General features: G+C 73.8%; 25 protein-coding genes and 2 pseudogenes. 15 read left to right on the top strand and 12 right to left on the bottom strand.

Translation table 11 applies throughout. The annotated features are described in order from the left end of the window. Positions 1-42: 42 nt before the first annotated feature. Positions 43-453, top strand: a complete 411-nt coding sequence (locus tag OHA91_RS02520; protein ID WP_328738461.1) for an organic hydroperoxide resistance protein — start codon at positions 43-45, stop codon at positions 451-453. A gap of 104 nt (positions 454-557) precedes the next feature. Beyond that, positions 558-2192, top strand: coding sequence for an FAD-dependent monooxygenase (locus tag OHA91_RS02515; protein ID WP_328738460.1), 1635 nt, complete (start codon positions 558-560; stop codon positions 2190-2192). Between the two features lie 73 nt (positions 2193-2265). Here the strand turns inward: OHA91_RS02515 and OHA91_RS02510 are convergent, their stop codons facing one another. Further along, on the bottom strand, positions 2266-2631 hold the full coding sequence (locus OHA91_RS02510; RefSeq protein WP_328738459.1) for a DUF6204 family protein: 366 nt from the start codon (positions 2629-2631) through the stop codon (positions 2266-2268). Between the two features lie 106 nt (positions 2632-2737). Here OHA91_RS02510 and OHA91_RS02505 point away from each other — a divergent pair, with 106 nt between their 5' ends. The 3 genes from OHA91_RS02505 (at position 2738) to OHA91_RS02495 (ending at position 6278) form a co-directional block, all read left to right on the top strand. Then, complete coding sequence (locus OHA91_RS02505; RefSeq protein ID WP_266496037.1) at positions 2738-4021, top strand: VWA domain-containing protein; 1284 nt, start codon at positions 2738-2740, stop codon at positions 4019-4021. Continuing rightward, on the top strand, positions 4021-4827 hold the full coding sequence (locus OHA91_RS02500) for a hypothetical protein (RefSeq protein ID WP_266496040.1): 807 nt from the start codon (positions 4021-4023) through the stop codon (positions 4825-4827). Before OHA91_RS02505 ends, OHA91_RS02500 begins: the two co-directional genes overlap by 1 nt. 260 nt (positions 4828-5087) lie before the next feature. After that, the gene (locus tag OHA91_RS02495; protein ID WP_328738458.1) at positions 5088-6278 is read left to right on the top strand and encodes a S8 family peptidase; all 1191 of its coding nucleotides are present in this window, start codon (positions 5088-5090) and stop codon (positions 6276-6278) included. Between the two features lie 100 nt (positions 6279-6378). On the opposite strand, the gene OHA91_RS02490 is transcribed toward OHA91_RS02495, so the two are convergent. Beyond that, a complete protein-coding gene (locus OHA91_RS02490; RefSeq protein WP_328738457.1) occupies positions 6379-8916 on the bottom strand; it encodes a serine hydrolase in 2538 nt (845 codons plus the stop codon). 220 nt (positions 8917-9136) lie between these two features. Here OHA91_RS02490 and OHA91_RS02485 point away from each other — a divergent pair, with 220 nt between their 5' ends. Further along, entirely contained in the window at positions 9137-9796 is a 660-nt protein-coding gene (locus OHA91_RS02485) for a lysophospholipid acyltransferase family protein (protein WP_266496048.1), read from the top strand. Between the two features lie 4 nt (positions 9797-9800). On the opposite strand, the gene OHA91_RS02480 is transcribed toward OHA91_RS02485, so the two are convergent. Both OHA91_RS02480 and OHA91_RS02475 read right to left on the bottom strand, forming a co-directional pair. Next, positions 9801-10226: a hypothetical protein gene (locus tag OHA91_RS02480; protein ID WP_328738456.1), complete on the bottom strand. Its 426-nt coding sequence runs from the start codon at positions 10224-10226 to the stop codon at positions 9801-9803. A gap of 412 nt (positions 10227-10638) precedes the next feature. Then, entirely contained in the window at positions 10639-11070 is a 432-nt protein-coding gene (locus OHA91_RS02475; protein ID WP_328738455.1) for a GNAT family N-acetyltransferase, read from the bottom strand. Between the two features lie 156 nt (positions 11071-11226). Between OHA91_RS02475 and OHA91_RS02470 the strand changes: the two genes are divergently transcribed. From OHA91_RS02470 to OHA91_RS02460, 3 genes are all read left to right on the top strand, one after another. Further along, positions 11227-11643 (top strand): YciI family protein, encoded by a 417-nt coding sequence (locus tag OHA91_RS02470; RefSeq protein WP_266496055.1) that lies wholly within the window; start codon positions 11227-11229, stop codon positions 11641-11643. Continuing rightward, positions 11643-12929, top strand: coding sequence for an RNA polymerase sigma factor (locus OHA91_RS02465; protein ID WP_266496057.1), 1287 nt, complete (start codon positions 11643-11645; stop codon positions 12927-12929). Before OHA91_RS02470 ends, OHA91_RS02465 begins: the two co-directional genes overlap by 1 nt. 91 nt (positions 12930-13020) lie before the next feature. Next, entirely contained in the window at positions 13021-13203 is a 183-nt protein-coding gene (locus tag OHA91_RS02460; RefSeq protein WP_266496060.1) for a hypothetical protein, read from the top strand. Between the two features lie 14 nt (positions 13204-13217). Here the strand turns inward: OHA91_RS02460 and OHA91_RS02455 are convergent, their stop codons facing one another. Both OHA91_RS02455 and OHA91_RS02450 read right to left on the bottom strand, forming a co-directional pair. Next, complete coding sequence (locus tag OHA91_RS02455; protein ID WP_266496063.1) at positions 13218-13952, bottom strand: DUF4328 domain-containing protein; 735 nt, start codon at positions 13950-13952, stop codon at positions 13218-13220. Between the two features lie 191 nt (positions 13953-14143). After that, the gene (locus tag OHA91_RS02450; RefSeq protein WP_308288991.1) at positions 14144-14623 is read right to left on the bottom strand and encodes a DUF6924 domain-containing protein; all 480 of its coding nucleotides are present in this window, start codon (positions 14621-14623) and stop codon (positions 14144-14146) included. 66 nt (positions 14624-14689) lie between these two features. Between OHA91_RS02450 and OHA91_RS02445 the strand changes: the two genes are divergently transcribed. Then, positions 14690-15241 (top strand): SMI1/KNR4 family protein, encoded by a 552-nt coding sequence (locus OHA91_RS02445; protein WP_266496065.1) that lies wholly within the window; start codon positions 14690-14692, stop codon positions 15239-15241. A gap of 139 nt (positions 15242-15380) precedes the next feature. Here the strand turns inward: OHA91_RS02445 and OHA91_RS02440 are convergent, their stop codons facing one another. Next, the gene (locus OHA91_RS02440; protein WP_408059148.1) at positions 15381-15542 is read right to left on the bottom strand and encodes an alpha/beta hydrolase family protein; all 162 of its coding nucleotides are present in this window, start codon (positions 15540-15542) and stop codon (positions 15381-15383) included. A 35-nt stretch (positions 15543-15577) separates the two neighbouring features. Beyond that, positions 15578-17092 carry an AMP-binding protein gene (locus OHA91_RS02435; RefSeq protein ID WP_266496067.1) on the bottom strand — a complete coding sequence of 505 codons (1515 nt, stop codon included), beginning with the start codon at positions 17090-17092 and terminating at the stop codon, positions 15578-15580. Positions 17093-17209: 117 nt separating this feature from the next. Between OHA91_RS02435 and OHA91_RS02430 the strand changes: the two genes are divergently transcribed. Then, positions 17210-17947 carry a class I SAM-dependent methyltransferase gene (locus OHA91_RS02430; protein ID WP_266496070.1) on the top strand — a complete coding sequence of 246 codons (738 nt, stop codon included), beginning with the start codon at positions 17210-17212 and terminating at the stop codon, positions 17945-17947. 100 nt (positions 17948-18047) lie between these two features. After that, entirely contained in the window at positions 18048-18461 is a 414-nt protein-coding gene (locus tag OHA91_RS02425; RefSeq protein WP_266496072.1) for a rodlin, read from the top strand. 275 nt (positions 18462-18736) lie between these two features. Here OHA91_RS02425 and OHA91_RS02420 read toward each other — a convergent pair. The 4 genes and pseudogenes from OHA91_RS02420 to OHA91_RS02405 form a co-directional block, all read right to left on the bottom strand. Then, positions 18737-18790: pseudogene (locus OHA91_RS02420) on the bottom strand (hypothetical protein); the annotation flags it as partial. A 75-nt stretch (positions 18791-18865) separates the two neighbouring features. After that, a pseudogene (locus tag OHA91_RS02415) lies at positions 18866-19300 on the bottom strand (LuxR C-terminal-related transcriptional regulator); the annotation flags it as partial. Positions 19301-19345: 45 nt separating this feature from the next. Next, positions 19346-19720, bottom strand: coding sequence for a sensor histidine kinase (locus OHA91_RS02410; RefSeq protein WP_328738454.1), 375 nt, complete (start codon positions 19718-19720; stop codon positions 19346-19348). Then, positions 19642-19950, bottom strand: coding sequence for a histidine kinase (locus tag OHA91_RS02405; protein WP_328738453.1), 309 nt, complete (start codon positions 19948-19950; stop codon positions 19642-19644). The genes OHA91_RS02410 and OHA91_RS02405 overlap by 79 nt, the downstream gene beginning before the upstream one ends. Before the next feature lie 24 nt (positions 19951-19974). On the opposite strand from OHA91_RS02405, the gene OHA91_RS02400 reads away from it, so the two are divergent. The 3 genes from OHA91_RS02400 (at position 19975) to OHA91_RS02390 (ending at position 21795) form a co-directional block, all read left to right on the top strand. Beyond that, on the top strand, positions 19975-20220 hold the full coding sequence (locus OHA91_RS02400; RefSeq protein ID WP_266496077.1) for a hypothetical protein: 246 nt from the start codon (positions 19975-19977) through the stop codon (positions 20218-20220). Positions 20221-20259: 39 nt separating this feature from the next. Further along, positions 20260-20547, top strand: a complete 288-nt coding sequence (locus tag OHA91_RS02395; protein ID WP_266496079.1) for a hypothetical protein — start codon at positions 20260-20262, stop codon at positions 20545-20547. A gap of 138 nt (positions 20548-20685) precedes the next feature. Next, on the top strand, positions 20686-21795 hold the full coding sequence (locus OHA91_RS02390; protein WP_266496081.1) for a serine hydrolase domain-containing protein: 1110 nt from the start codon (positions 20686-20688) through the stop codon (positions 21793-21795). Positions 21796-21860 lie beyond the last annotated feature (65 nt).

Below are 21860 nucleotides of genomic sequence, written 5' to 3'. Positions count from 1 at the left end.
CACCGGCCGCCGCCACGGTTCATTTCTGCGAGAGGAACTCTCATGGACGCGCTCTACACCGCTGTCGCCACCGCCAATGGCCGCGAGGGCCGCGCCGTCAGCTCCGACGGCCAGCTCGACCTCGCCCTGGCCATGCCCCCGGCGCTGGGCGGCAACGGACAGGGCACCAACCCCGAGCAGCTCTTCGCCGCCGGCTACGCCGCCTGCTTCTCCAGCGCGCTCGGCCTGGTCGGCCGCCAGGCCAAGGTGGACACCAGCGACGCCTCGGTCACCGCGGAGGTCTCCATCATCAAGGAGGGCGCCGGCTTCGGTCTCCGCGCCACCCTGCGCGTCGAGCTGCCGGAATCCCTGGCCGGCGAGACGGGCGCCCTGCTGGTGAAGCAGGCCCACGAGGTCTGCCCGTACTCCCGCGCCACCCGCGGCAACATCGAGGTCGACCTCGTCATCGAGTAACGAAGGCCGAGTGGCGCAGATCCGGCGGAGATGCCGGAGGCCCGGCGGACGGCCACCATGGGGTCAGACCGACTCCGACGGGGGCCGCACGCCGGGAGACGCCAGTGGCGCAACGCAACACGACGGACGTACTGGTCGTCGGCGCCGGCCCCATCGGGCTGACCGCCGCCACCGAACTCCGCCGGCGCGGGGTCTCCTGCCGGATCGTCGACCGGCTCCCCGCCCGCCTGCCGTACGCGAAGGCCGTGGGCATCCAGCCGCGCACCCTCGAGATCTGGGACCGCATGGGGATGGTCCGCGCCGTACTGGACGCGGCCGTCCCCCTGCGCGGCCAGCTCACGTACGTCAACGGCGCCGAGCGGCCCCGCATCGACCTCGTCCTACCGCCCGAAGTGCCCTACCGCTTCGCGGCACTGCCCCAGTACGAGACCGAGCGCATCCTCGACGAGCACCTGGCCCGCTGGGGCACCGCGGTCGAACGCGGCACCGAACTGGTGTCGTTCAGCCAGGACTCCGACGGCGTCACCAGCCGGCTCCGCACCCCCTCCGGCGCCGAGGAGGAACTGCGCACCCGCTACCTGGTGGGCTGCGACGGCGCCCACAGCATCGTCCGCAAAGGCCTCGGGCTCTCCTTCGAGGGCGGCGCCTTCCCCGAGGAGTACATGCTCGCCGACGTCGAGGCCGACTGGGACCTGCCGTACGGGTACTCCCTGCGCGCCATGCACCTGGACGCCGCCGGCGCCGTGGACGACGTACTCGTGTGCATCCCGCTGCCGGGCCGCGGCCGCTACCGGATGTCCATGAAGGTGCCGCCCGAACTGTCCACCGCGGAACAGGCCGCCGCCGACGGTGTCGCCCACGGCCTCCAGGGCGGCCGGGTACCGGAACTGGCAGACATCCAGACCGTCCTGAACCGGCTCTCGCCGACCCCCACCACCGCCTCGAACATCCGCTGGTCGTCCGTCTTCCGCATCAGCCACCGGATCGTGGACCGGTACGGGCACGGCCGGGTCTTCATCGCCGGCGACGCCGCGCACATCCACCCGCCGACCGGCGCCCAGGGCATGAACACCGGTATCCAGGACGCCTGGAACCTGGCGTGGAAGCTCGCCCTGGCAGTCGACGGCGCCGCCCACCCCGGCCTCCTGCCCAGCTACGACGCCGAACGCCGGCCCGTCGGCGAGGAGGTCGTCGGCCGCACGGTGCGCCACGCCTCCGCCCAAGGGGTCCAGTCCGACCCCGAGGACGCCGACACCCTGATCCTGCGCGAGGCCCAACTGCTCGTCGGCTACCGCGGAAGCCCCGCCGTCGACCCGCCCGGCGAGGGCCCCGGACCCCGCCCGGGCGACCGGGCCCCCGACTGCGGCGGCCTCACCTCGCCGATCGCCGCCGTCCCGCTGCGCCTCGGCGACCTGCTGCGCGAACGCGAACACGTCCTGCTGCTGTACGGGACCGGCCTCGACGAACTCGCCCGCACGGCGCGGGAGTCCTCCGGCGGCCGGGTCGAGACGTGCGTCGTCCTGCCGGCCGACACCCCGCCCGACGCCCCGGCGGGCCCGGCCGTACTCCCCGCGTACCACGACACCGGCGGCGAGTTCGCCCGCCTCTACGCCGCCCAGCAGCCGACCGCGTTCCTGGTCCGCCCTGACGGATACCTCGGCGCCCGCCTCTCCCCGCCGGACCGCGAGCGGCTGGCCGCTCACCTCGCGACCGTCTTCGCCCCGGACACCCGGCCCTGACCGGTCGCAACCGCGTCCCGGTCGGAGCCGTGTTCCGGTCAGAACCGTGTTTCCGGTGAGGAGCACGTCCTCGTCAGTCCTGCGCTTCGGCGCGCGCGGCCTCCCGCCGCTGCCGCTCGCCCGGCCGAGCCGGCGACAGGTCCTGCGCCTGCGAACGCAGCTGCTTGCAGCCGTACCCGCGCTCCGCCAGCCAGCCCTCCGCAGCCGGCTCCGCGCGGGCCGTCGCGTCGAGGACGTCGTCCTCCGCCCCGCCCGAGTCCAGGAAGCGGAAGGTGAAGAAGGGGCGGCCCGCCAGGTCGTACGCGAGGTGCCCCTCGGCGGTGGACTCCGCACGCAGCATGTCGTGCTCGGGCGCGGCTCCGAGCAGCTCGGCCCGCTGGCCGTCGGTCAGGCCGTCGAACGCGCCGCGGACGGTGATTGGGAAGGTACGACTACTCATCCGGGCACCCTGGGCCGGAGGCTCCGCCGCACGCCTGCGGATATCCACCGGCCCGCCGGAACCCCCGTGTTTTGGATTGCCGGACGATCCTCAATACGATCCGGCGATGATCACAAGAAAACGGCTCGCGGCCAGGGCCTGCGGCCTGTTCGCCGCACTGGCCGTCGGGCTCTTCCCGGCGAGCGCCACGGCCGCCGACGGACCGGCGGCGAAGGAACCCCCCAAGGTCGACCTCGTCCTGGACGTCAGCGGCTCCATGCGGGCCAACGACATCGACGGCGGGTCCCGCATGGCCGCCGCGAAGCAGGCTTTCAACGAGGTCATCGACGCCGTACCCGCCGAAGTCCAGCTCGGCATACGGACCCTCGGCGCCGACTACGCCGGTGACGACCGCACGCTCGGCTGCAAGGACACCAAGCAGCTCTACAAGGTCGGACCCCTGGACCGGACCGAGGCCAAGACCGCCGTCGCGACCCTCGCCCCGACCGGCTGGACCCCCATCGGACCGGCCCTGCTCGGCGCCGCCCAGGACCTGGAGGGCGGCAACGCCACCAAGCGGATCGTCCTCATCACGGACGGCGAGGACACCTGCGCCCCGCTCGACCCGTGTGAAGTGGCCCGCGACATCGCGGCCAAGGGCATCCACCTGGTCATCGACACCCTCGGCCTGGTCCCGGACGCCAAGACCCGGGCCCAGCTGACCTGCATCGCCGAGGCCACCGGCGGTACCTACACCTCCGTCCAGCACAAGGCCGAACTCTCCGGCAGGGTCCGCCAACTCGTCGACCGGGCCGCCGACCCGGTCGTCAACCCGGTGGCGACCGAGGGCGCGAAGCAGTGCGCGGGCGCCCCGCAGCTGAAGGCCGGTCTCTACAGCGACCGCGAGACCTTCGGCGAGCACCGCTGGTACCGGGTGGACGTCCTGCCCGGCCAGGAGCTGCGCGCCTCGGTGAGCATCGGCGCCGACAGAGCCGTCAACAACGACTACGGCGTCATGCTGCGCGCCACGACCGTCCACGGGCGGGAGATCGTACGCGGCTCCGAGGCCGGCGACGGCCGCACCGACGTCCTCTCCACCGGCCTGCGCTACCCCAAGGCCGAGATCGACGACGCCGACTCCGACACCGACGCGAAGCCCGCGGCGGAGACCGTCTGCCTCCAGGTCAGCAACTCCTTCTCCGCCCCCGCTTCCGTCAAGACCACCCCCGGCATGCCCGTCGAGCTGACCATCGACCTGGTGGACGGCCCCGACGACGCCTCCGACGCCGCGGCCTTCGGCCTCGGGCGCGGCTGGTGGACGCTGGCCGTGCTGGTACTGGCCGGACTCCTGGCCGGACTCGTGTGGGGATGGATCTCGCGCTGGCGCATCTCCGTCTGGAGGACCAACTGATGCGTACCGTACGCAGACTGACCGCGGGCCTGCTCGCGGCGGCCGCCGCCCTCGCGGTGGCCGGTACGGCCGCGGGTACGGCCTCCGCGGACACCCCCTCGCCGAGCGCCACCACCGGCAAGGGCGGGGCCGGCGCCGAAGCCGCCCCGACCGAGGCGGGCACGAGCTTCCGCACCGCCACGCCGTTCCGGCCCGGCCAGAAGGCTACGGCCGGCGCCTCCAGCGGCGACTACCTGTACTGGGTCCTTCCGGTCGACGCGCAGCAGCGCGTCACCGTGAAGGCCAACCTCACCCTGCCCGAGTCCGCCGCCCGGCACGGCGCCTCGACCTGGCAGCTCGACGTGTACGACGGACTCCGCCGCCGGCAGGCCTGCACGTACGGCATGCAGAGTAGGGCGGCGGCCAAGGAGGCCGCCTCGGTCGAACTGTCCTGCACCCTGCGCACGGTCCGCGCCGGCGCGGAGCCGTGGGCCAACGACCCGCTGCCGGGCAGCTACTACGTCCGTCTGACGGTCGTGGACCTGCCGGAGGAGGACCTCGGCCTGCCGGTGCGCGCGGCCGTCGAGGCCGACGTACAGGAGGAGGGCGGCGCCTTCGCGGTGGACGGGGCCCTCGCCACCCCGCTGGTCGCCGGCACGGTGACCGGCTCCCTGCGCGAGCCGGAGGACGGCTGGTCCGGCGGCTGGTGGTCGGACCGATGGCTCTGGACGGCGGTCGGCGGAGTGCTCGGTGCCCTCGCGGGCATCTTCGGGTACTCCCTGACGCGCGGCACGGGCCGCCCGTCCCGGGTGCCGCCCGGCGCCTGACCCGGCCTGCCGGAGCCTTGCCCGGCTCCCCGGCCGGTCTCCCGCCCCGGGGCGGGAGGCAGCGGCGCGCGGTCGCGGGGGCGGTCACGGCACCTGCCGTGACCGCCCCGCCCGCCGCCGGGTCCGGGGGGCTGGGCCATGTGAGGACGTGCCCCTCAAGCCCTCCCTGGCGCCGTCCGAAGGAGAGGGAGGCCGCGACCGAGCACCGGCGAGGACGCGACCGTCTCCTGACGACCGCCGACCTCCCGGGGAGTACCTCCATGCGCCTGCTCGTACGTCTGACCGCCGCGGCCCTGATCGCGGCGGCCCCCGCACTCGTCGGCGCCGCGGCCGCGGACGTTCCGGAACCCGTACGGGCTCCGCTCTTCACGTCCGCCGCCGCCGTCCCCGGCAGGTACATCGTCAGCCTCGACGAGGGCGTGGACGCCGACGGGCTCGCGGAACGGCTCGGGCTGGAGCCCACCTTCGTCTACGGGTCCGCGATGAACGGCTTCGCGGTGCCGCTGACCCCGGGGCAGCTGGAGGAGGTCCGCACCACCCCCGGAGTGCGCTCGGTGGAGTCGGACGCGGAAGTCTCCGCACCGCCGACGCCGCCCGGCCCGGTGGCACCGTCCGCCTCCAGGGCTCCCGCACCGACCTGGGGTCTGGACCGCATCGACCAGCGGGCCCTCCCGCTCGACGGCGACTTCACCACCGGCGGCGACGGCGCCGGCGTGACCGCCTACATCCTCGACACCGGGATCGACTACGCCCACCCCGAGTTCGAGGGCCGCGCCGAGCCCGGCTTCGACGCCGTCGGGGACGGAGGTGGCGGCCAGGACTGCGAGGGCCACGGCACCCACGTCGCGGGCACCGTCGGCGGCCGGACGTACGGGGTCGCACGCGCCGTGCGCCTGGTCAGCGTCCGCGTACTCGGCTGTGACGGCCGGGGCGACTACTCGGCGGTCGTCGCCGGACTCGACTGGGTGGCGGCGAACGCCAGGCAGCCGGCCGTCCTGAACGTCTCCCTGGGCGGCGGCCGTTCCGACGCCGTGAACCGGGCGGCGACCGCCGTGGCCGCGGCGGGCACCCTGCCGGTCATCGCGGCTGGCAACTCCGCGGCCGACGCCTGCGCGGTCTCCCCGGCCTCGGCGGACCGGGTGGTGACGGTGGCCGCGAGCAACCGGCGCGACGAGCAGTCCGCCTTCTCCAACCGGGGCGCGTGCGTCGAGATCCACGCCCCCGGCGAGCAGATCGACTCCGCGCTGCTCGGCGGGGACACCGTCGTCTTGGACGGCACCTCCATGGCCGCCCCGCACGTCACCGGAACGGCCGCCCTTTACAAGGCGGCCCACCCGGCGGCCACCCCCGAGGACGTCGCCGGGTGGCTCGTGGAGACGTCCACCAAGGACCTCCTGACCGGGACCGGTGGCGGCACCCCCAACCGGCTGCTGTTCACGGACGGCATCTGACGGGAAGCGGCGGCCCGTCCGCCGGTTCGGGACCACCGAACCGGCGGACGGGGGCGGGGATCAGCCGCTCAGCCGCTCAGCTGCTCAGCCGCTCTGTCTCTCAGCCGAGACGCGTGAGCCTGGTGCCGAACGAGGGCTCGGCCAGGGCTCCCTTGACGGCCACCGGGACGCTCTTGGCCCCCTCGCCCTCACCCGCCGTCAGCACACCGACCTCCGTCCCGTCCTTCGCGGTGTGCGGCAGCGGCGAGGCACCGGCGTTCAGGGACAGCTTGAACCGCTGACCGGGCACGCTGATCACGTTCAGGTCCTTCACGGCCACGAGCGGAGTGCGGCCGCCGAGCCCGTCGTCCACGTACCCGACGATGTCGCCCTTGCGGACGAGCGGGGTGGAGGCGAGGGCCGTCCGCACCGCCTCGATGATCTTCTTGCTGTTCGCCTTCACCAGGTCCAGGCTTTTGAGGGCGTCCTTGTCGGGGGCGGGCGCGCGCTGCTCCATCAACGAGCCGATGATCAGCGGGGTCTCGTCACCGACCGACTTGTAGGCTGCCCACACGAAGGTTCCGCCGGCGGGTGTGCTGGAGCCGGTCTTGATGCCGCGGATGCTCAGGCCCTGCACCGTGAGCAGGTCGTTGTTGTTGACGAGCTTCTCGCTCAGACCCTTGATGGGGGCCTCGGGCAGGGCGACGATCGCGCGGAACGTCTCGTCCTTCATCACCGCCTCGGCGAGCTTCAGCTGATCGGTGGCGGTGCTGACGGTGCCCGCGTCCAGCCCGCTCGGATCGGTGTACACGGTGTCCTTCATCCCGAGTTCCCGGGCGGCGGCGTTCATCTTCTCCACGAACGCGGCCTCGGAATCGCTCCCCGCGTCCCAGCGCGCCAGCAGGCGGGCGACGTTGTTGCCCGAGGGGATCATGAGCATTTTCAGCATGTCCTGCTGGCTGAACTTCGAGCCGACGGTGAGGCCCGTGATCCGGGACTCGCTCGCGGAGTTGCCGTCCGCCACGGCCTTCGCGTCGACCGTGATGTCCGGACCGGGCTCGGTCTTGCGCAGCGGGTGGCCCTTGAGGACCACGTAGGCCGTCATGATTTTGGCGACGCTGGCCGTCGGGACGGGCTTCTGGTCGCCGAAGGTGCCGATGTCGCCGGAGCCGGTGACGCGAACGGCGCCCTGGCCCTTGGCGGGCCAGGGTATGGAGAACTGCCCGTCGACGGTGTGGTCGGTCTCGGCGGCGACGATCCGGGGGTCGGGCAGGGGCCGCAGCATCTGTCCCCCGATGCAGGCGCCGACGAGCAGCAGCAGGATCGGCGTCCACACCTTGACGCGGCGCAGCGCGGTCCGGCGGGGAGTCTCCGGCGGGGGAGGGGTGTTGGTGAGATCGGCCAGCAGGTCCAGCGGCGGCAGGGGCTGCGGCGCGGCCACCTGCGCGGGAGGCTGCGGACGGGGGTGGGGCTGGGGGCGTGACTGGGGTCGCGCGGTGGCGGGGGGCGCGACGTCGAGGTCCTTGAGCGCGACGAACTGACTCGTCCGCTCCGGATCCTGATCCGCGTCCTCGTCCCGCGCCGCCGCCCAGGAGGGCACCTTCGGAGCGCTCTCGGCGGCCTTCTTCCCCGGTGCCTCGGGCTTGCCGCCGGCCTTGCGGTCCGGGGCGGCGGCACCGGGCGCACGCAGCACCTGCGTGCGCGAGCCGTCGGCCTCGGGCTTGGGCTCGGGCTTGTCCTCGGCCTTGCGGTCCGGCGCGCTGGTGCCGGGCACCCGCAGTATCTGCGTGCGCGAGTCGTCGGCTTCGGGCTTCGCCTTGGGCCCGGTGTCGGGCGTGTCCGAGGCCTTCACTGGGGTCGCTTCAGCCTTGGACTTGGGCTCGGTGTCGGGGGTGTCCGCCGGGGTGTTTTCGGCTTTGGGGTCGGCCTCGTCCGGGGTCTTGGTCCCGGGCTTGGGCTTGTCGTCCGGTGCGGGGGTGGGGGGTATGCGCAGCATTTGTGTGCGCGAGTCGTCGGCTTCGGGCTTGGGCTTGGGTTCGGCCGTCGCCTGGGACTTGGGCTCGGTGTCGGGGGTGTCTGCCGGGGTGTTTTCGGCTTTGGGGTCGGCCTCGTCCGGGGTCTTCGTTGCGGGCTTGGGCTTGTCGTCCGGTGCGGGGGTGGGGGGTATGCGCAGCATTTGTGTGCGCGAGTCGTCGGCATCGGGCTTGGGCTTGGGTTCGGCCGTCGCCTGGGACTTGGGCTCGGTGTCGGGGGTGTCCGCCGGGGTGTCTTCGGCTTTGGGGTCGGCCTCGTCCGGGGTCTTGGTCCCGGGCTTGGGCTTGTCGTCCGGTGCGCCGGCGCCGGACGCCTGCTCCGCGCCGGACGCCTGCTCCGCGCCGGACTCGGCGTCCGAGGCCGCCTCGGCGTCGTTCTCGGCCTCGGCATCTCGGGCCGGCCCGTCCTCGACCTCCCCGGTCGCGTCGGCCTCCGCCTCGGTGTCCGCCTTCGCGGTGGCCTCCGGCTCGCCGTCCGACTCGGCTGCGGGCCGCGAGGCCTCCGCTTCCACCTTCGCGTCCGCCGACGCGGACGACGCCGCCTTCTCGGGTTCCGCCCCTGCGACGGTGGTTCCCTCGTTCTTCGGGTCGTCCGAGGAACCGTCCGTCACCGCTACCGCCTTCATCCCAGCCCCGCCTTGCCGCTCACACTGTGCAGATACCGTTCGGCGGCACCCCAAGAGGGCCCCGCCACACTGCTAGATGCAGGTCGCACACCACGCGTTCCCCGACCCCGATCTTGTGACCGTTCGGTCATATTCGGTGAGTACGGCTACTCATGACCGCGCCTTCGCCCCCCGTTGACGATGGACCGCAACACCACCGCACCACCGAACGGGGACGTCCATGCTCAGCCGAATCGCCGCCGCCCTGGTCCCCGCCTTCGGGCGGCTGACCGTCACCGCCGACCCCGGTGCCCGGCCCGCCACCGGTTCCATCCTCGTGGCCAACCACACCTCGCTCGCCGACCCCGCCGTCGTGGTCGCGGCACTGCGGCGCCACGGGATCGAGCCGGTCATCCTGGCCACCGCCGGACTGTGGCGCGTACCGCTGCTCGGTCCGGCGCTGCGCCGCGAGGGGCACATCGCCGTCCACCGCGGCACCTCCAGGGCCGCGGACTCCCTGGACGCCGCCGCCGTGGCCCTCGCCTCGGGCCGCAGCGTGCTGCTCTACGGCGAGGGCGGGCTGCCGACGCGCCGCGACGCGGGGGAGTCCGCCCCGGGCCCCTTCCGCAGCGGCCTGGCCCGGCTCGCTGCCGCGACCGGAGCCCCCGTCGTCCCCGTCGGCCAGGCCGGCTCCCGCCGCCTGTGCTCCGGCAGCAGCGCCAAGCAACTCGCCGGGGTCTTCACGGCGCCGCTGCGCCGGCCCTGCCTCCACGTACACATCGGGTCGCCGGTGCACCTCCCCGACCGGGTGCCGGAGGCGACGCACCAGGCCCGCGAGGCCGTCACCGCGGCCTGGCGTACCGCCGCCTCCGCCGCCGGGGAGGCCTGCGCGGCCGTGTGACGGCTCAGCCGGTGCTGTGCCCGAGGAGGACATGGGCCGCCGCCTCCCGGTCGGTATCGGTGTCGATGAAGGACACGACCACCGGGGTGCTGCCCGTCGGGCCGCCGGCGGTCGCGCGCAGCCGGTAGCGCTCGACGCGGACGGCCTCACGGGCGAGGGGCCCGCCGCCCGTGTACAGCGACAGGGGTCTGGCGTCGTTCGCGACGCGCAGTTCGTCCGGGCGCCAGGCGCCGGAGGCCTGGTCGAAGCGCTCCAGCAGGAAACCCGGACCGCTGCCCGGCCGGTCGCCCGGTTCGCCGACGAGCACCTCCATCTGGAAGGCCACGAGCAGATGCCGGTGGGCGGTGGAGTTCCCGTTCCGCAGGGTGACGGTGAACTCCTGCGCGGCGCCGCCCCGTACGAGGGAGAGTCGGCCGCCGCGGGTGTCCACCGCGACGGTCAGCCGGGTCGGCGCCGCAGCCGTAGACGGAGACGGTGTCGCGGCCCGGGTCGTGGGCGCCCCTGACGCCGTAGAGGGGGCTCCTCCTGCCGTAGCCGTAGCCGTAGCCGTAGCCGGGAGGGTCGCGGACACCGGGACCGAAGGCACAGGCGAGGACGAGGACGAGGCCTTCGGGTCCCGACCGTCCCCGTTCGCGCATCCGGAGGAGCCGGCCAGCAGGACGGCGGCCACGGCCGCGACCCACAGGCCGCCGCGGGGCACTCGGGCTACGGGCATGGGATCGGTTCCCCCGGGGTCGACGACGCCAGGAACCTAACAAGTGGGTGCCGCGCCGACGAGCCCGATCGGGCCTCGGGGCGGCGACGGTTCGGTCACGGAGGCCGGCACGCCCCCGCACCCGCCCTCAGAGGAGCGGCTTCTCGAAGCTGAAGGCGGTCACGGCCATCCGCTCGCGGAAGTAGAAGCGGTGCGCGTCGGTCCGCTGGGTCCCGGAGTCCAGGGTGAGGGCGGTGCACCGGGCGGCCCGGGCGTGCTGCTCCAGGTGCGCGAGCAGCGCGTGGCCCACACCGCCGGAACGGGCGGCGGCCGAGGTGACCAGGTCGTCGACGTAGAGCTTGCGGACCATGGACGTGGTGGCGACGATCCGCCAGCCCGCCGCGCCCACGCACACACCGTCCGCGTCGTAGGCCGCGGTGAAGCGCAGCCCCTGGCCCCGCCCCTCGTCGAGGACCGAGAGGAAGAGCTCCTCGGTGAGGTGGGGACGCAGTTCGAGCAGCACGGGAAGCAGGTCGGCGGTGAGCCGGGCGTCACCGGGCTCCAGGTCGATGATCTTCATGGCGGCAGCGTAACGGGCACGACACCGCGGGTGGGGCGGCAAGGGTGCGGCGATCTCGCGCGGCTGCGGCCGACGTGTCGAAATGGGAGGGACGGCTCCGACGTCCCCTGCGAGAGGCTCCCGATCCGGGAGCGCGACCTGAAGGAGTGGCACCCCATGAAGTACATGCTGATGGTTCTCGGGAGTCAGGCGGACTACGACGCGATGGGCGGCCGGGCGAGCAGTGGTAACCCCGCATGGTCGGAGGCGGACCTGAAGGCGATGTTCGACCACATGGGCGCCCTGAACGACGATCTCGCCGAATCGGGCGAATGGGTCGACGGACAGGGCCTCACCGAACCCCGCCTGGCCAAGCTCGTGACCGCGGGCGCCGACGGAACACCCGTGATCTCCGACGGGCCGTACGGCGAGGCCAAGGAGGTGCTGGCCGGCTACTGGATCGTCGACGTCGCCGACTTCGCCAGGGCCGCCGAGATCGCCGCCCGCGCCCACGCCTGCCCGGTGCCCGAGGGGGCACCCAACTACCCGGTCGTCGTCCGGCCCGTCGACTCCGCCGCGGGCACCGAAATGTGATGACGCACCCCGCCCCCGAACCCGCGGGCGAGGACCTGCTGCGCCGACTGGCACCGCAGGTCCTCGGCGCGCTCCTGCGCCGCTACGGACACTTCGACGCGGCGGAGGACGCGGTGCAGGAAGCGCTGCTCGCCGCCGCCCGGCAGTGGCCCGAGGAGGGTCGCCCCCGCAACCCGCGCGGCTGGCTGATCCGCGTCGCCTCCCGCCGGCTCACCGACCAGCTGCGCAGCGAGGACGCGCGCAGGCGGCGCGAGGAGACGGCGGCGGCGCTGACCCCGCGGGACGAGTTCGTGGCGCCGCCACCGGGGGAGGGCCGTGCCCCCGCCGAGGACGACACCCTCACCCTGCTCTTCCTCTGCTGTCGTGCAGACCTGCCCGCCGCGGGCCGGATCGCCCTCACCCTGCGGGCCGTGGGCGGCCTCACCACGGCCGAGATCGCCCGCGCGCTCCTCGTTCCCGAAGCCACCATGGCGCAGCGCATCAGCCGCGCGAAACGGCGTATCAAGACCTCCCCGTCGCCGTTCGGCACCCCCGCCGGCACGGCCGACCGCGAACAGAAGCAGGAACGGGAACGGGAACGTGCGGCGCGGCTGGCCGACGTGCTCCACGTGCTCTACCTCATCTTCAACGAGGGCTACACGGCCACCTCCGGCCGGGAACTGCAACGCGCCGACCTCGCCACCGAGGCGATCCGCCTGACCCGCGCAGTCCACGCGCTGCTGCCGGACGACGGCGAGGTGGCCGGGCTGCTGGCCCTGATGCTGCTCACCGATGCCCGGCGCGCCGCCCGTACCGGGCCGGACGGCAGCCTGGTCCCGCTCGCGGAGCAGGACCGTACCCGCTGGGACCGGGACGCCATCGCCGAAGGGGTCGCGCTGGTCAGCGACGCCCTCACCCGCACGCCGCTCGGCCCGTACCAGCTGCGCGCCGCGATCGCCGCCGTCCACGACGAGTCGGCGAGCGACGAGGACACCGACTGGGCGGAGATCCTCGCCCTCTACGAGGTGCTCATCCGGCTGGTCCCCGGCCCCCTGGAACGCCTGGGCCACGCGGTCGCCGTGGCCATGGTGCACGGACCGCGCCGGGCCCTGGACCTCCTCGCCGCGCTGGACGACGACGACCACCTGGCCGGACACCACCGCCTCGAAGCCGTACGGGCCCACCTGTTGGAGATGGCGGGCGACCGGGCGGCGGCCCGCGACGCCTACGCGAAGGCCGCCGGCCTCACCCTCAGCACCCCGGAACGCCGCTACCTCCAGTCCCGGGCCGCCCGGATCGCCGAATGAGCCCGCCACGGCGGTCCGCCACGGCGGAACCCGCCGTCCGCATGCCGGACACGGTCCACGGTTGTCGGACCCCGGCCCTACTCTTGATCACGTGAGCCCGACCCCTGACGACCGCCCGGCCCCCGAACGCACCCTCGCCGAGATCAACGCCGACATCCGCTGTCTCTTCGCGCGCGCCGAAGGCCGCCTCTCCGACGCGGAGCGCATCCGCCACGCCGCCCTGCTCCAGGAATGGGCCGCTGCCATGCGCGCCTCGGTCGTCCCGGCCGCCTGAGCGGACAGCTACAGCTACAGCCGCACCGCTGCGACGGCGGGACTCTGGGCGGACCTGGCGCGCTGCATGGCCGTCAGCCTGAGGACGAAGAGCGGTGCGAGGACGGCGGCCACGATGTCGAGGACGTCCCCCACCAGCATGGTCGTGACCGCGTAGCGAACGGCGCCGGGGCTCTGGGCGAGGCTGTAGGCCATGCCCCCGCACCACCCCAGGACCCGGGCCGCCGCGAAGGCGCCCCACCAGACGTTGACCAGCGTCGACGGGAACCGCCGGGAGCCGTCGTCCGCCCCGAGGGGCCTGCTCGACACCCAGGTGGTCGCCGCGATCCGGTACGGCAGCCAGAGGTTGGCCAGCGGTACGGACCGGGCACCGACCGCCACACGGGATGCGAGCTGGTCCGCGCCTTGCGCGAACACTGCGGCGTTCGTGCGCACCACGTGGAACCAGACGATGAACACGACGCACGCGAGGATCAAGGCCCTGGTCTGGACCGAGGAGGCCAGGAGGAACAGACTTTCGCTGTCGCCCAGTTCGGCATCGCCGATCGCACCGGGGTCCGAGAGAAGCCGCCCCATGACCGCGTGCGTGGTCCAGTCCGCGTACACGGCGTACGCGCTGCACCCGATGGACAGCACGAACAGCACGGTCAGCGCGATGGCCAGGCCCACGGCCGAGCGCAGCCGTCGGCCCGTGACGACGGGCCCGGCATCCGGGGACGGGACCGGCGGACCGGCCGGAGCTGCGGACATGCTGAAGAACCCCCCACGGGTACAGGACAGGAAGGGCGCGCCGAAGAGGGCGGGCCAGGCAGGAACCTACGGCATCCGCACGATCCGCGTCACACCCGTTTCCCCAGGTCGCAGGCGGGCGCCGGGCGCACCGCGGATCGGACCGTGCTACGGCGACGGGGGCCGTGCGACGTCCGGCGGCCCGTCGTGGTTCAGAACGACCGGAAGACGCCCTCCGGATCGGCGAGCGCCTCGTGCGCGTATTCCTCGAAGTCCATGTTCGCGATCGACAGGTTCGCGTGGACGTCGTGGACGCCGGCCGGGACGGTGCGGAACGCGCGGGGAGGCGGGGAGTCGACGAGTTCCTTGTAGTACTCGGGGTCGAGGTCTTCGTCCTCGGCCCCGAGGTCGAGGGCGAGCAGCGCACGGTGCGGGGACCGCATCGTGACACCGTCGGCGACGAACACCACGCTCAGGTCCTCGTCACGGGCGACCGCGGCGATGACCGCCTCGGACGTGGCACCGCCCCATACCGGGTCGTCGACGACGTGGACGGAGGCCTCGAACTCCCCGTCGACACCCCACCGCTCGTGCAGGGCCGCCGCCACCGCCCGCCATGCCGGCTCGTCGTCGTAGTCGGTCCTGATGATCAACGCGGCGAACTCGTCACGTCCGACGACCTCGGGCAACACGTCGGCCCCTCCCTCGAAAGCAAGACCCCAGGGTACGTGCCGCCCGGCCCCTGCGATCATGGCGGCGTGACGAGAGCCCCTGATCCGTGCCCCGACGAAGCCACCCTCGTAGGACTGCGCGCCGCGGTTCCCGCCGCGCGGCGGGAGCCGGCCCTCGGGTACGTGGCCGTCGAGGCGTGGGAGGCGGAGAACGGGGTGACACTGCCTGAGCCCTACCGGTCGTTCATCGCCGAAGTCAGCAACGGGTCCGCCCCCGGACCGCGCGATGCCGGGCTGCAACCCCTCGGGCAACTGCCCGCGTGCTGGGCCGGCGGGGAGCCGAGGCGGCCGGACGCGATGTTCCCGCTCGAGGACGAATGGATCTGGGAGGACGACGAGTCCGTCGAACACGACGAGGACGACCAGGACGCCCGGATCGACGCGGTGTTCTCCCACGGCTCGATCGTGCTCTGCGCACAGGACACCCGGGCGTTCTGGCTCCTCGTCACCACGGGACCGCAGCGCGGCCGGGTCTGGCTGGTCGCGGACGTCGGCGCCAGCCCCGCCCCCGACGGCGAACCCGCCGGATTCGCACAGTGGATCCAGCGCAGGCGAGCCGGCGATGACGGGTGGGGCTGACAGCGCGGCGGGTACGGGCAGACCTGAGGCCCGGGGTCCTCGCACTGACCGGGCACCTCGGCGCCGCCGGCACGCACGCGCCCGCCCGCCGTACAAGTCCCCGTCTGCACCCGAGGAGCCTTCAGCTCGCCGAGCCGTTTCAGGCGGCCGCGGACCGGCTGAGGACGCGCCGGAGCCAGCGGGTGCGGGCGTCGCGGGCCTCCCGGCTGAGCGCCGCGCCCGGAGCGAAGGTGTCGAAGCCGGGGAAGGCCCCGGGCCACACGTGCAGTTCGGCCCGGCCGCCGTTTCGCGCGACATCCATGCCGCCCAGTCAAACACCCGCCCCGGGGCCGGCTCCTACGCCCGGCCGCGGCCGCCTGCCGCCGTGCCCGTCGCCGCGCGTTCACGCAGCCGGCGCTTGTCCGGCTTGCCGCGGGCGGTCAGCGGGATCTCCCGCACCCAGAACACGGCGGTGGGCCGGTGCGCCCGGGCCAGCGCCCGTTCCACCAGGTCGCAGGCCTCGCCGGCCACCCCGGGCTCCGGCGCGCGCCCCGCCGCCGGCACCAGGAAGGCGCACACCTCCTCCCCGGTGAGGTCGCTGTGCCGGCCCACCACCACGGCCCGCGCGACGGCGGGGTGCCGGGCGAGCGCCGCCTCCACCGGTACGCAGTACACGTTGTCCCCGTCGACCATCACCACGTCCGCGGCCCGGTCGTCGAGGTACAGGTAGCCGTCCCCGTCGAAGTGCCCCAGGTCCCCGGTCCGCAGCCAGCCGTCCCGCAGCACCTCGGCCGTCGGCCCGGGCCTCCCCCAGTAGCCGGACATCACCGCCGCCGACCGCGCCCACACCTCGCCCGTGCGCCCGGCCGCCACCACCGCCCCCCGCTCGTCGCGGACCTCCGCCTCCACCCCGTCGACGGGCCTGCCCACCGACGCCAGCAGCTCCGGCCGCCCGCCCACCCCCGCATCGTGGTCGGCCGGCGTCAGCCGACAGATCACCCCCGCCTCGTTCGTGCCGTAGCCCTGCCGCCACCGCCCGCCCCAGCGCGTCACCGCTTCCCGCAGCCGCTCCGGATGGACCGGCGAGTCCCCGTACGAGACCACCTCCAGCCCCGGCACCCCGTGGGCGGTCTCCGGATCGTCCAGCAGCCGGTACACCATCGACGTCGTCAGGTACGTGGACACCGGCCCCAGCCGCAGGCAGGCCGCCGCGAACTCCCGCGTGCCGAAGGGCTCGAGGATCTCCACCCGCCCGCCGGCCCGGAACTGCTCCAGGCACCGCCCACCCGACCGCTGCGCGAGCGAGGTGACCGACAGGTAGTCCGTCCTCGCCCACCCCGCCGGCCGTACGGAGTTCCGCGCGGCCATCGCCCCGAAGGTCGAGGCGACCCCCTTGGGCCGCCCCGTCGTCCCGCCGGTGTACGTCACCCGCGCCACGTCGTCGTCGCGCGCCCGCACGGACACCGGCCCGGCCGCGCGCCGGGCGGCCCGCCGGACCGCCTCGTCCAGGCCCAGCCGGCGCGCCCCCGTACCGGGCACCGGCACGTCGTGCACCACCAGGTCCGGCCGGCAGTCCCGCAGGATGAAGTCCAGCCCGTACAGCGCCGGTCCGACGACGACCTGCGTCAGCCGCGCACCCAGCAGATGCGCGGCGATCCGTACCAGCAGCACCTCGGGCCGGTTCGTGCCCGCCACGCAGGCCAGCCCCGCGCCGCGCCCGATCCCCGACTCGGCCAGCACCCCGGCCAGCCGCCAGGCCGCGTCGAGCACCTCCTGGAACTCCAGCACGACCGGGCCGTTCCCGAGCGCCGGCCGCCCGGCGTGCCGCTCGAACGCCCCGACCAGCTCAGTGACATACCGCGCGGCCACCATGTGCGATCCGCCTCCCGCCGTACCGAGGGCGATCGTAGGGTCACTCCCGCCGCACCGGCCCCCGCCACACCGGCGGCCCACTCCACGGAAGGCCGGCCCAGCGGCATCATGGGCGTCATGACGACCGAATCCCGTGCTCGTTCATTCAGCTCCGCGGCGGCGCGCTACGCCGCGAACCGCCCCTCGTATCCGCCCGAGCTCTTCGACACGTTGGCGGAACTGGCCGGCTTCCCCCTGGCCGGCGCCCGCGTCGCCGACGTGGGCGCGGGTACGGGAATCGCCACGTCCCTCCTGGAGGCGCGCGGCGCCCGCGTGGTCGGGGTGGAGCCGGGCGAGGGCATGGCCGCCGAGTTCCGGCGGCGCAACCCCGGCACCCCGCTGGTGCGCGCGGACGGCAACAGGCTGCCGCTGTCCTCCGGATGCCTGGACCTGCTGACGTACGCGCAGTCCTGGCACTGGACCGATCCGGACCGCGCCGTCCCCGAGGCGCTGCGGGTGCTGCGGCCCGGCGGGGCGCTGGCGATCTGGCACAACGACCCGGACGTCACGGTCGGATGGATCGCTGAGCAGCAGTCCCGCATCGAGGCCCGGTTCGGACCGGGCTGGTACATCAACGAACGCGCCCGCCCGCAGGACGGGCTGCGGTTCACCGACCGTCACGTGTCGTGGTCGCGCCGGGTCCCGGTCGACACGCACCTTGCCAAACTGTCCACCCATTCCCTCTTCCTCGTCGGTGAACCCGGCACCGACGCGTTCCTGGCCGACGAACGCGCCCTCCTCATGGGCCGCTTCCCCGACGGATGGGTGGAGGAGCACTACGTGGTCGAGCTGAACGTGGCCGTCCGGGGAGGGTGACACGGGTGCCGCCAATCGGGTGAAGCGTCGGAACCCGCCGCCGCCCCACCCGTTGATCAAGGCGCTCACCCCATGCACTCGTGTGACATAAGGACCCCTGATGCTCAAGAAGATTATGGCCACCGCCGCCGTCACCGCCTCGATCGTCGGCGCGGGCGCCGCCGTTGCCGCCCCCGCCATGGCCATCGGCAACGACAACGGGATCAACACCGTCAACGGCAACGGTGCCCAGCAGATCTACGGCAACCAGAAGACCGAAGGCGACCAGAGCCCGCAGCTCGGCCTGGTCCAGGGCACCCTGAACAAGCCCTGCATCGGTCTGCCGGTGAAGGCCAACGTCCAGTCCGTGCTGGCGCTCCTCGCCAACGTCGGCGTCCAGGACATCAACGTCCTGTCCAACCCGCAGAACCAGCAGTGCACCGAGAACTCCACCCAGGCCAAGGGCGACGAGCCGCTCTCCCACATCCTGGACAACATCCCGGTCCTGTCGGGCAACCTCTCGGCCGGCAGCTGACGAGTCCCCTCGTACGAGCCGGGGCCTCCGACGCCCGCGCGAGTGCCCACGGGGCCCCGGCTTGTTCCACCCGGATCCGCCGATACGCCGATCCGACGCTTCGCACGGCGCGCGCCGGCCGAACGGCCGGCGACGTGGGCACCGAACGTCACACCGCAGAGCCTCCCGCCCGCCCGGGCCGGAGGCTCTGTCGCGCTCCGCCGGCAGCTGGGCGACCGCCGCCGCGGAGGACTGCGCAGGGCGCGCCGGCCCAGCAGGGCCGCGGTGACGAAGACGACCGACGGGCCCGCCGCGTCGGCGAGTTGCTGCCAGGACGGGTTCTCGCGGATCAGGGCGGGCAGCCGGCCGGGTCCCGTCTGCGCGGTACGGGCCGCGCTGACCGCCCGCCCGGTCCGCGCCCGCGGCTATCCCGGGGCGCAGTGACCGGCCGTGACCAGCCCCATGTCATAGGCGGTGATCACGAGCTGGACCCGGTCGCGGGCCCCGAGTTTGGTGAGCAGCCGCGACACGTGCGATTTGGCGGTGGCCACCGTGATGAAGAGGTCCTGGGCGATCTCGGTGTTCGACCGGCCCCGCCCCACCAGCGTCAGCACCTCCCGTTCCCGCTCGGTGATGCCCTCGACCGGTCGCGGGGCGCGCTCCGGGACGGTGGCGGTGCGGCCGACGAAGTCGGCGATCAGACGGCGCGTCACGCCGGGCGCGATCAGGGCGTCGCCGGCGGCCACCACGCGGACCGCGGTGAGGAGGTCGTCCAGGGCCATGTCCTTGACCACGAAACCGCTCGCGCCCGCCCGGAGCGCGCCGTAGACGTGGTCGTCCTCGTCGAAGGTGGTCAGGACCGGACCGCACCAGCGGCTGGTCGTCGTCGAGCACCACCTGTACGGTCATCGGCCCTCCACCGCCACCGCCGCCGAACCCGCACCCGAGGCCGCGACGGGCGCGGGCAGCGGCAGCCTGGCCGCCACGCGGAAACCGCCCCCGGGCCGCGGCCCGGCGCTCAGGTGCCCCCGCAGCAGGCCCACCCGCTCCCGCATCCCGACGAGGCCGAAGCCGTGGGAGGCCGGTCCGGCGGTGGCGCCGGCGCCCAGGCCGTCGTCGACGACCTCGACGCACAGCTCCTCCCGGCCGAACCCGATGGCCACCCGGCAGCGCCCGGTGCCCGCGTGACGGACCAGGTTCGTCAGCGCCTCCTGCACGATCCGGTACGCGGAGAGCCCGATGTCGGCCGGTACGGGACGCTGGTCCCCGCTGCGCCGCACCTCGCGCGAACCCCCGCGTCCGCGGTGGCGGCCGCCAGCCGTTCGATGTCCGCCAGCCCCGGCGAGGGCGCGAGGGGGGAGCCCTGGGCCGCGGCCGGGCCCCCGTCCGCCTGACGGAGCGCCACCAGCGTGCGCCGCAGGCCCGACAGGGTCTCCCTGCTGGTGGCCTCGATGGCGCGCAGCGCCTCACGGGCCTGGTCCGGCTGGGTCTCGATGACCCGGCTCCCCACTCCGGCCTGGATGGCGACGATCCCATGGTCACCGCCGTCTTCACCCTGCTGATGCTCCCCACCATGTTCTCGGAGAGCGCCCGCTGGTCGGCGGACGTCCACCACGCGATGGTCCCGGCGGCCTGGAAGCGACTCGTCCAGAACTGGGAGGCGGACCCCGGATCCCTCGGCCACACCGCCACCGTCCCCGGCTCCTGGATCGTGTACGCGCTCTGGCCGCTGACCGCGGTGGCCCTCGCCGTGATCGTGGTGCGGCGGCGCGACGTGTGAAACCGGCTGCGCGACGCCCCATCCGGTAGCTTCGGTTCCATGACCACTGAGCCGCAGAGCTTCGAGATCCTGGTGGTGCCCGAGCACATCGAGAACCTCCGTGGCGCCTCGCCGGCGGACCGTGCCCTGAGGTCGGCCGTGGTCGAGGCGACCGGCGAGCAGGGGGCTTCCGGGTACCCCCGCTACCGGGGAGAGGGCGTGGAGGCCGACATCGACCCCGCCACCCGCACCATCGAGGCCCTGCTCATCGACGGCGCGGAGCTGGACTACGGGCTGATCGCCATGGTCGCCCCCGAGGACAGGGGCCGGGGCGCCCGCCACAAGTAGGGGCGCACGGACGGGTGAACCGGGGCGTTTCGGTCGTATTGATGTTGGCCGGGAGCGGGCCAGCGCGGCCGGGGTGCCGCGCCGTAGCGTCTTTCCCATCGGGAAGAACGTGAGTGGCGCGCACCGAGGAGCCGACGGATGACCAAGCCCGTTCCCCAGCAGACGAGTTCGCATGCCGCCGTGCAGGAGGTCCTGGACCGGGCGGTGAGCGGAGCCGGCCTCCCCGGCATGGTCGCCGAGGTCCAGGACCGCCGGGGCCGGTGGTTCGCCACGGCGGGGGTGGCCGACACGGCCACCGGCCGCGAGCGGCTGCCCGAGGAGCAGTACCGCATCGGGAGCACCACCAAGACCTTCACGGCCGCCCTCGCCCTCCAGCTCGCCGCCGAGCGCAGACTCTCCCTGGACGACACCGTCGAGCGGTGGCTGCCCGGCCTGGTCAGGGGCAACGGCTACGACGCCGGCGCGATCACCGTCAGGCACCTGCTCGGCATGACGAGCGGGCTCTTCAACTACGCCGTCGACGAGTCGCTGCTCTCCCGGCACTACGGGCCGGCCTTCCTGGAACACCGCTACGACCGCTTCAGTCCCGAGCAGCTGGTGGAGATCGCGACCGCCCACGCCCCGGACTTCGCACCCGGCGAGGGCTGGACGTACAGCAACACCGGCTACGTCCTGGTCGGCCTGATCATCGAGAAGGCGACCGGCCGGACCTTCGCCCACCAGTTGGAGCAGCGCATCGCCCGCCCGCTGGAGCTGACCGGCACGTACCTTCCGGGCAGCGACGAGTACGGACTGCGCGGCCCGCACGCCCGTCTCTACAGCAAGAACTTCCTCACCACGCCCGACGCCGAGATCCACGACGTCACCGAGCTGAACACCAGCTTCGCCTGGTCGGCCGGCGGCATGGTCTCCACCGCCCGGGACCTGAACCGCTTCTTCGCGGAGCTGCTGGGCGGCCGGCTGCTGCCGCCGGCCCAGCAGGAGGAGATGTTCGCGGCCCGCCCGGCCCCCGAGGGCAAATGGATCCCCGGTGCCTCCTACGGCCTGGGCATGTCGTCCATGACGGTGTCTTCGGGCGCGACGGTCTGGGGCATGGGCGGAGCCATCAACGGCTCGTTCTGCTACACGTACGGCAGCCGCGACGGCGAGCACCTCGTCGCCCAGAGCGTCAACGGCGACTGGGACGACCCGATCGGCATTTTCACGCAGGTCCTGGAAGCCGAGTTCGCCGACGACCGCCCGGCGTGACACACGGCCCGGCCCCGTCGTGCGGGGCCGGGCCGGGCTACGGCCGTCCGGGTGGGATCAGCTCA

This window comes from Streptomyces erythrochromogenes (genome assembly GCF_036170895.1).
Classification (GTDB): Bacteria; Actinomycetota; Actinomycetes; order Streptomycetales; family Streptomycetaceae; genus Streptomyces; species Streptomyces erythrochromogenes.
This window is presented reverse-complemented; position numbering and strand designations above follow the sequence as displayed.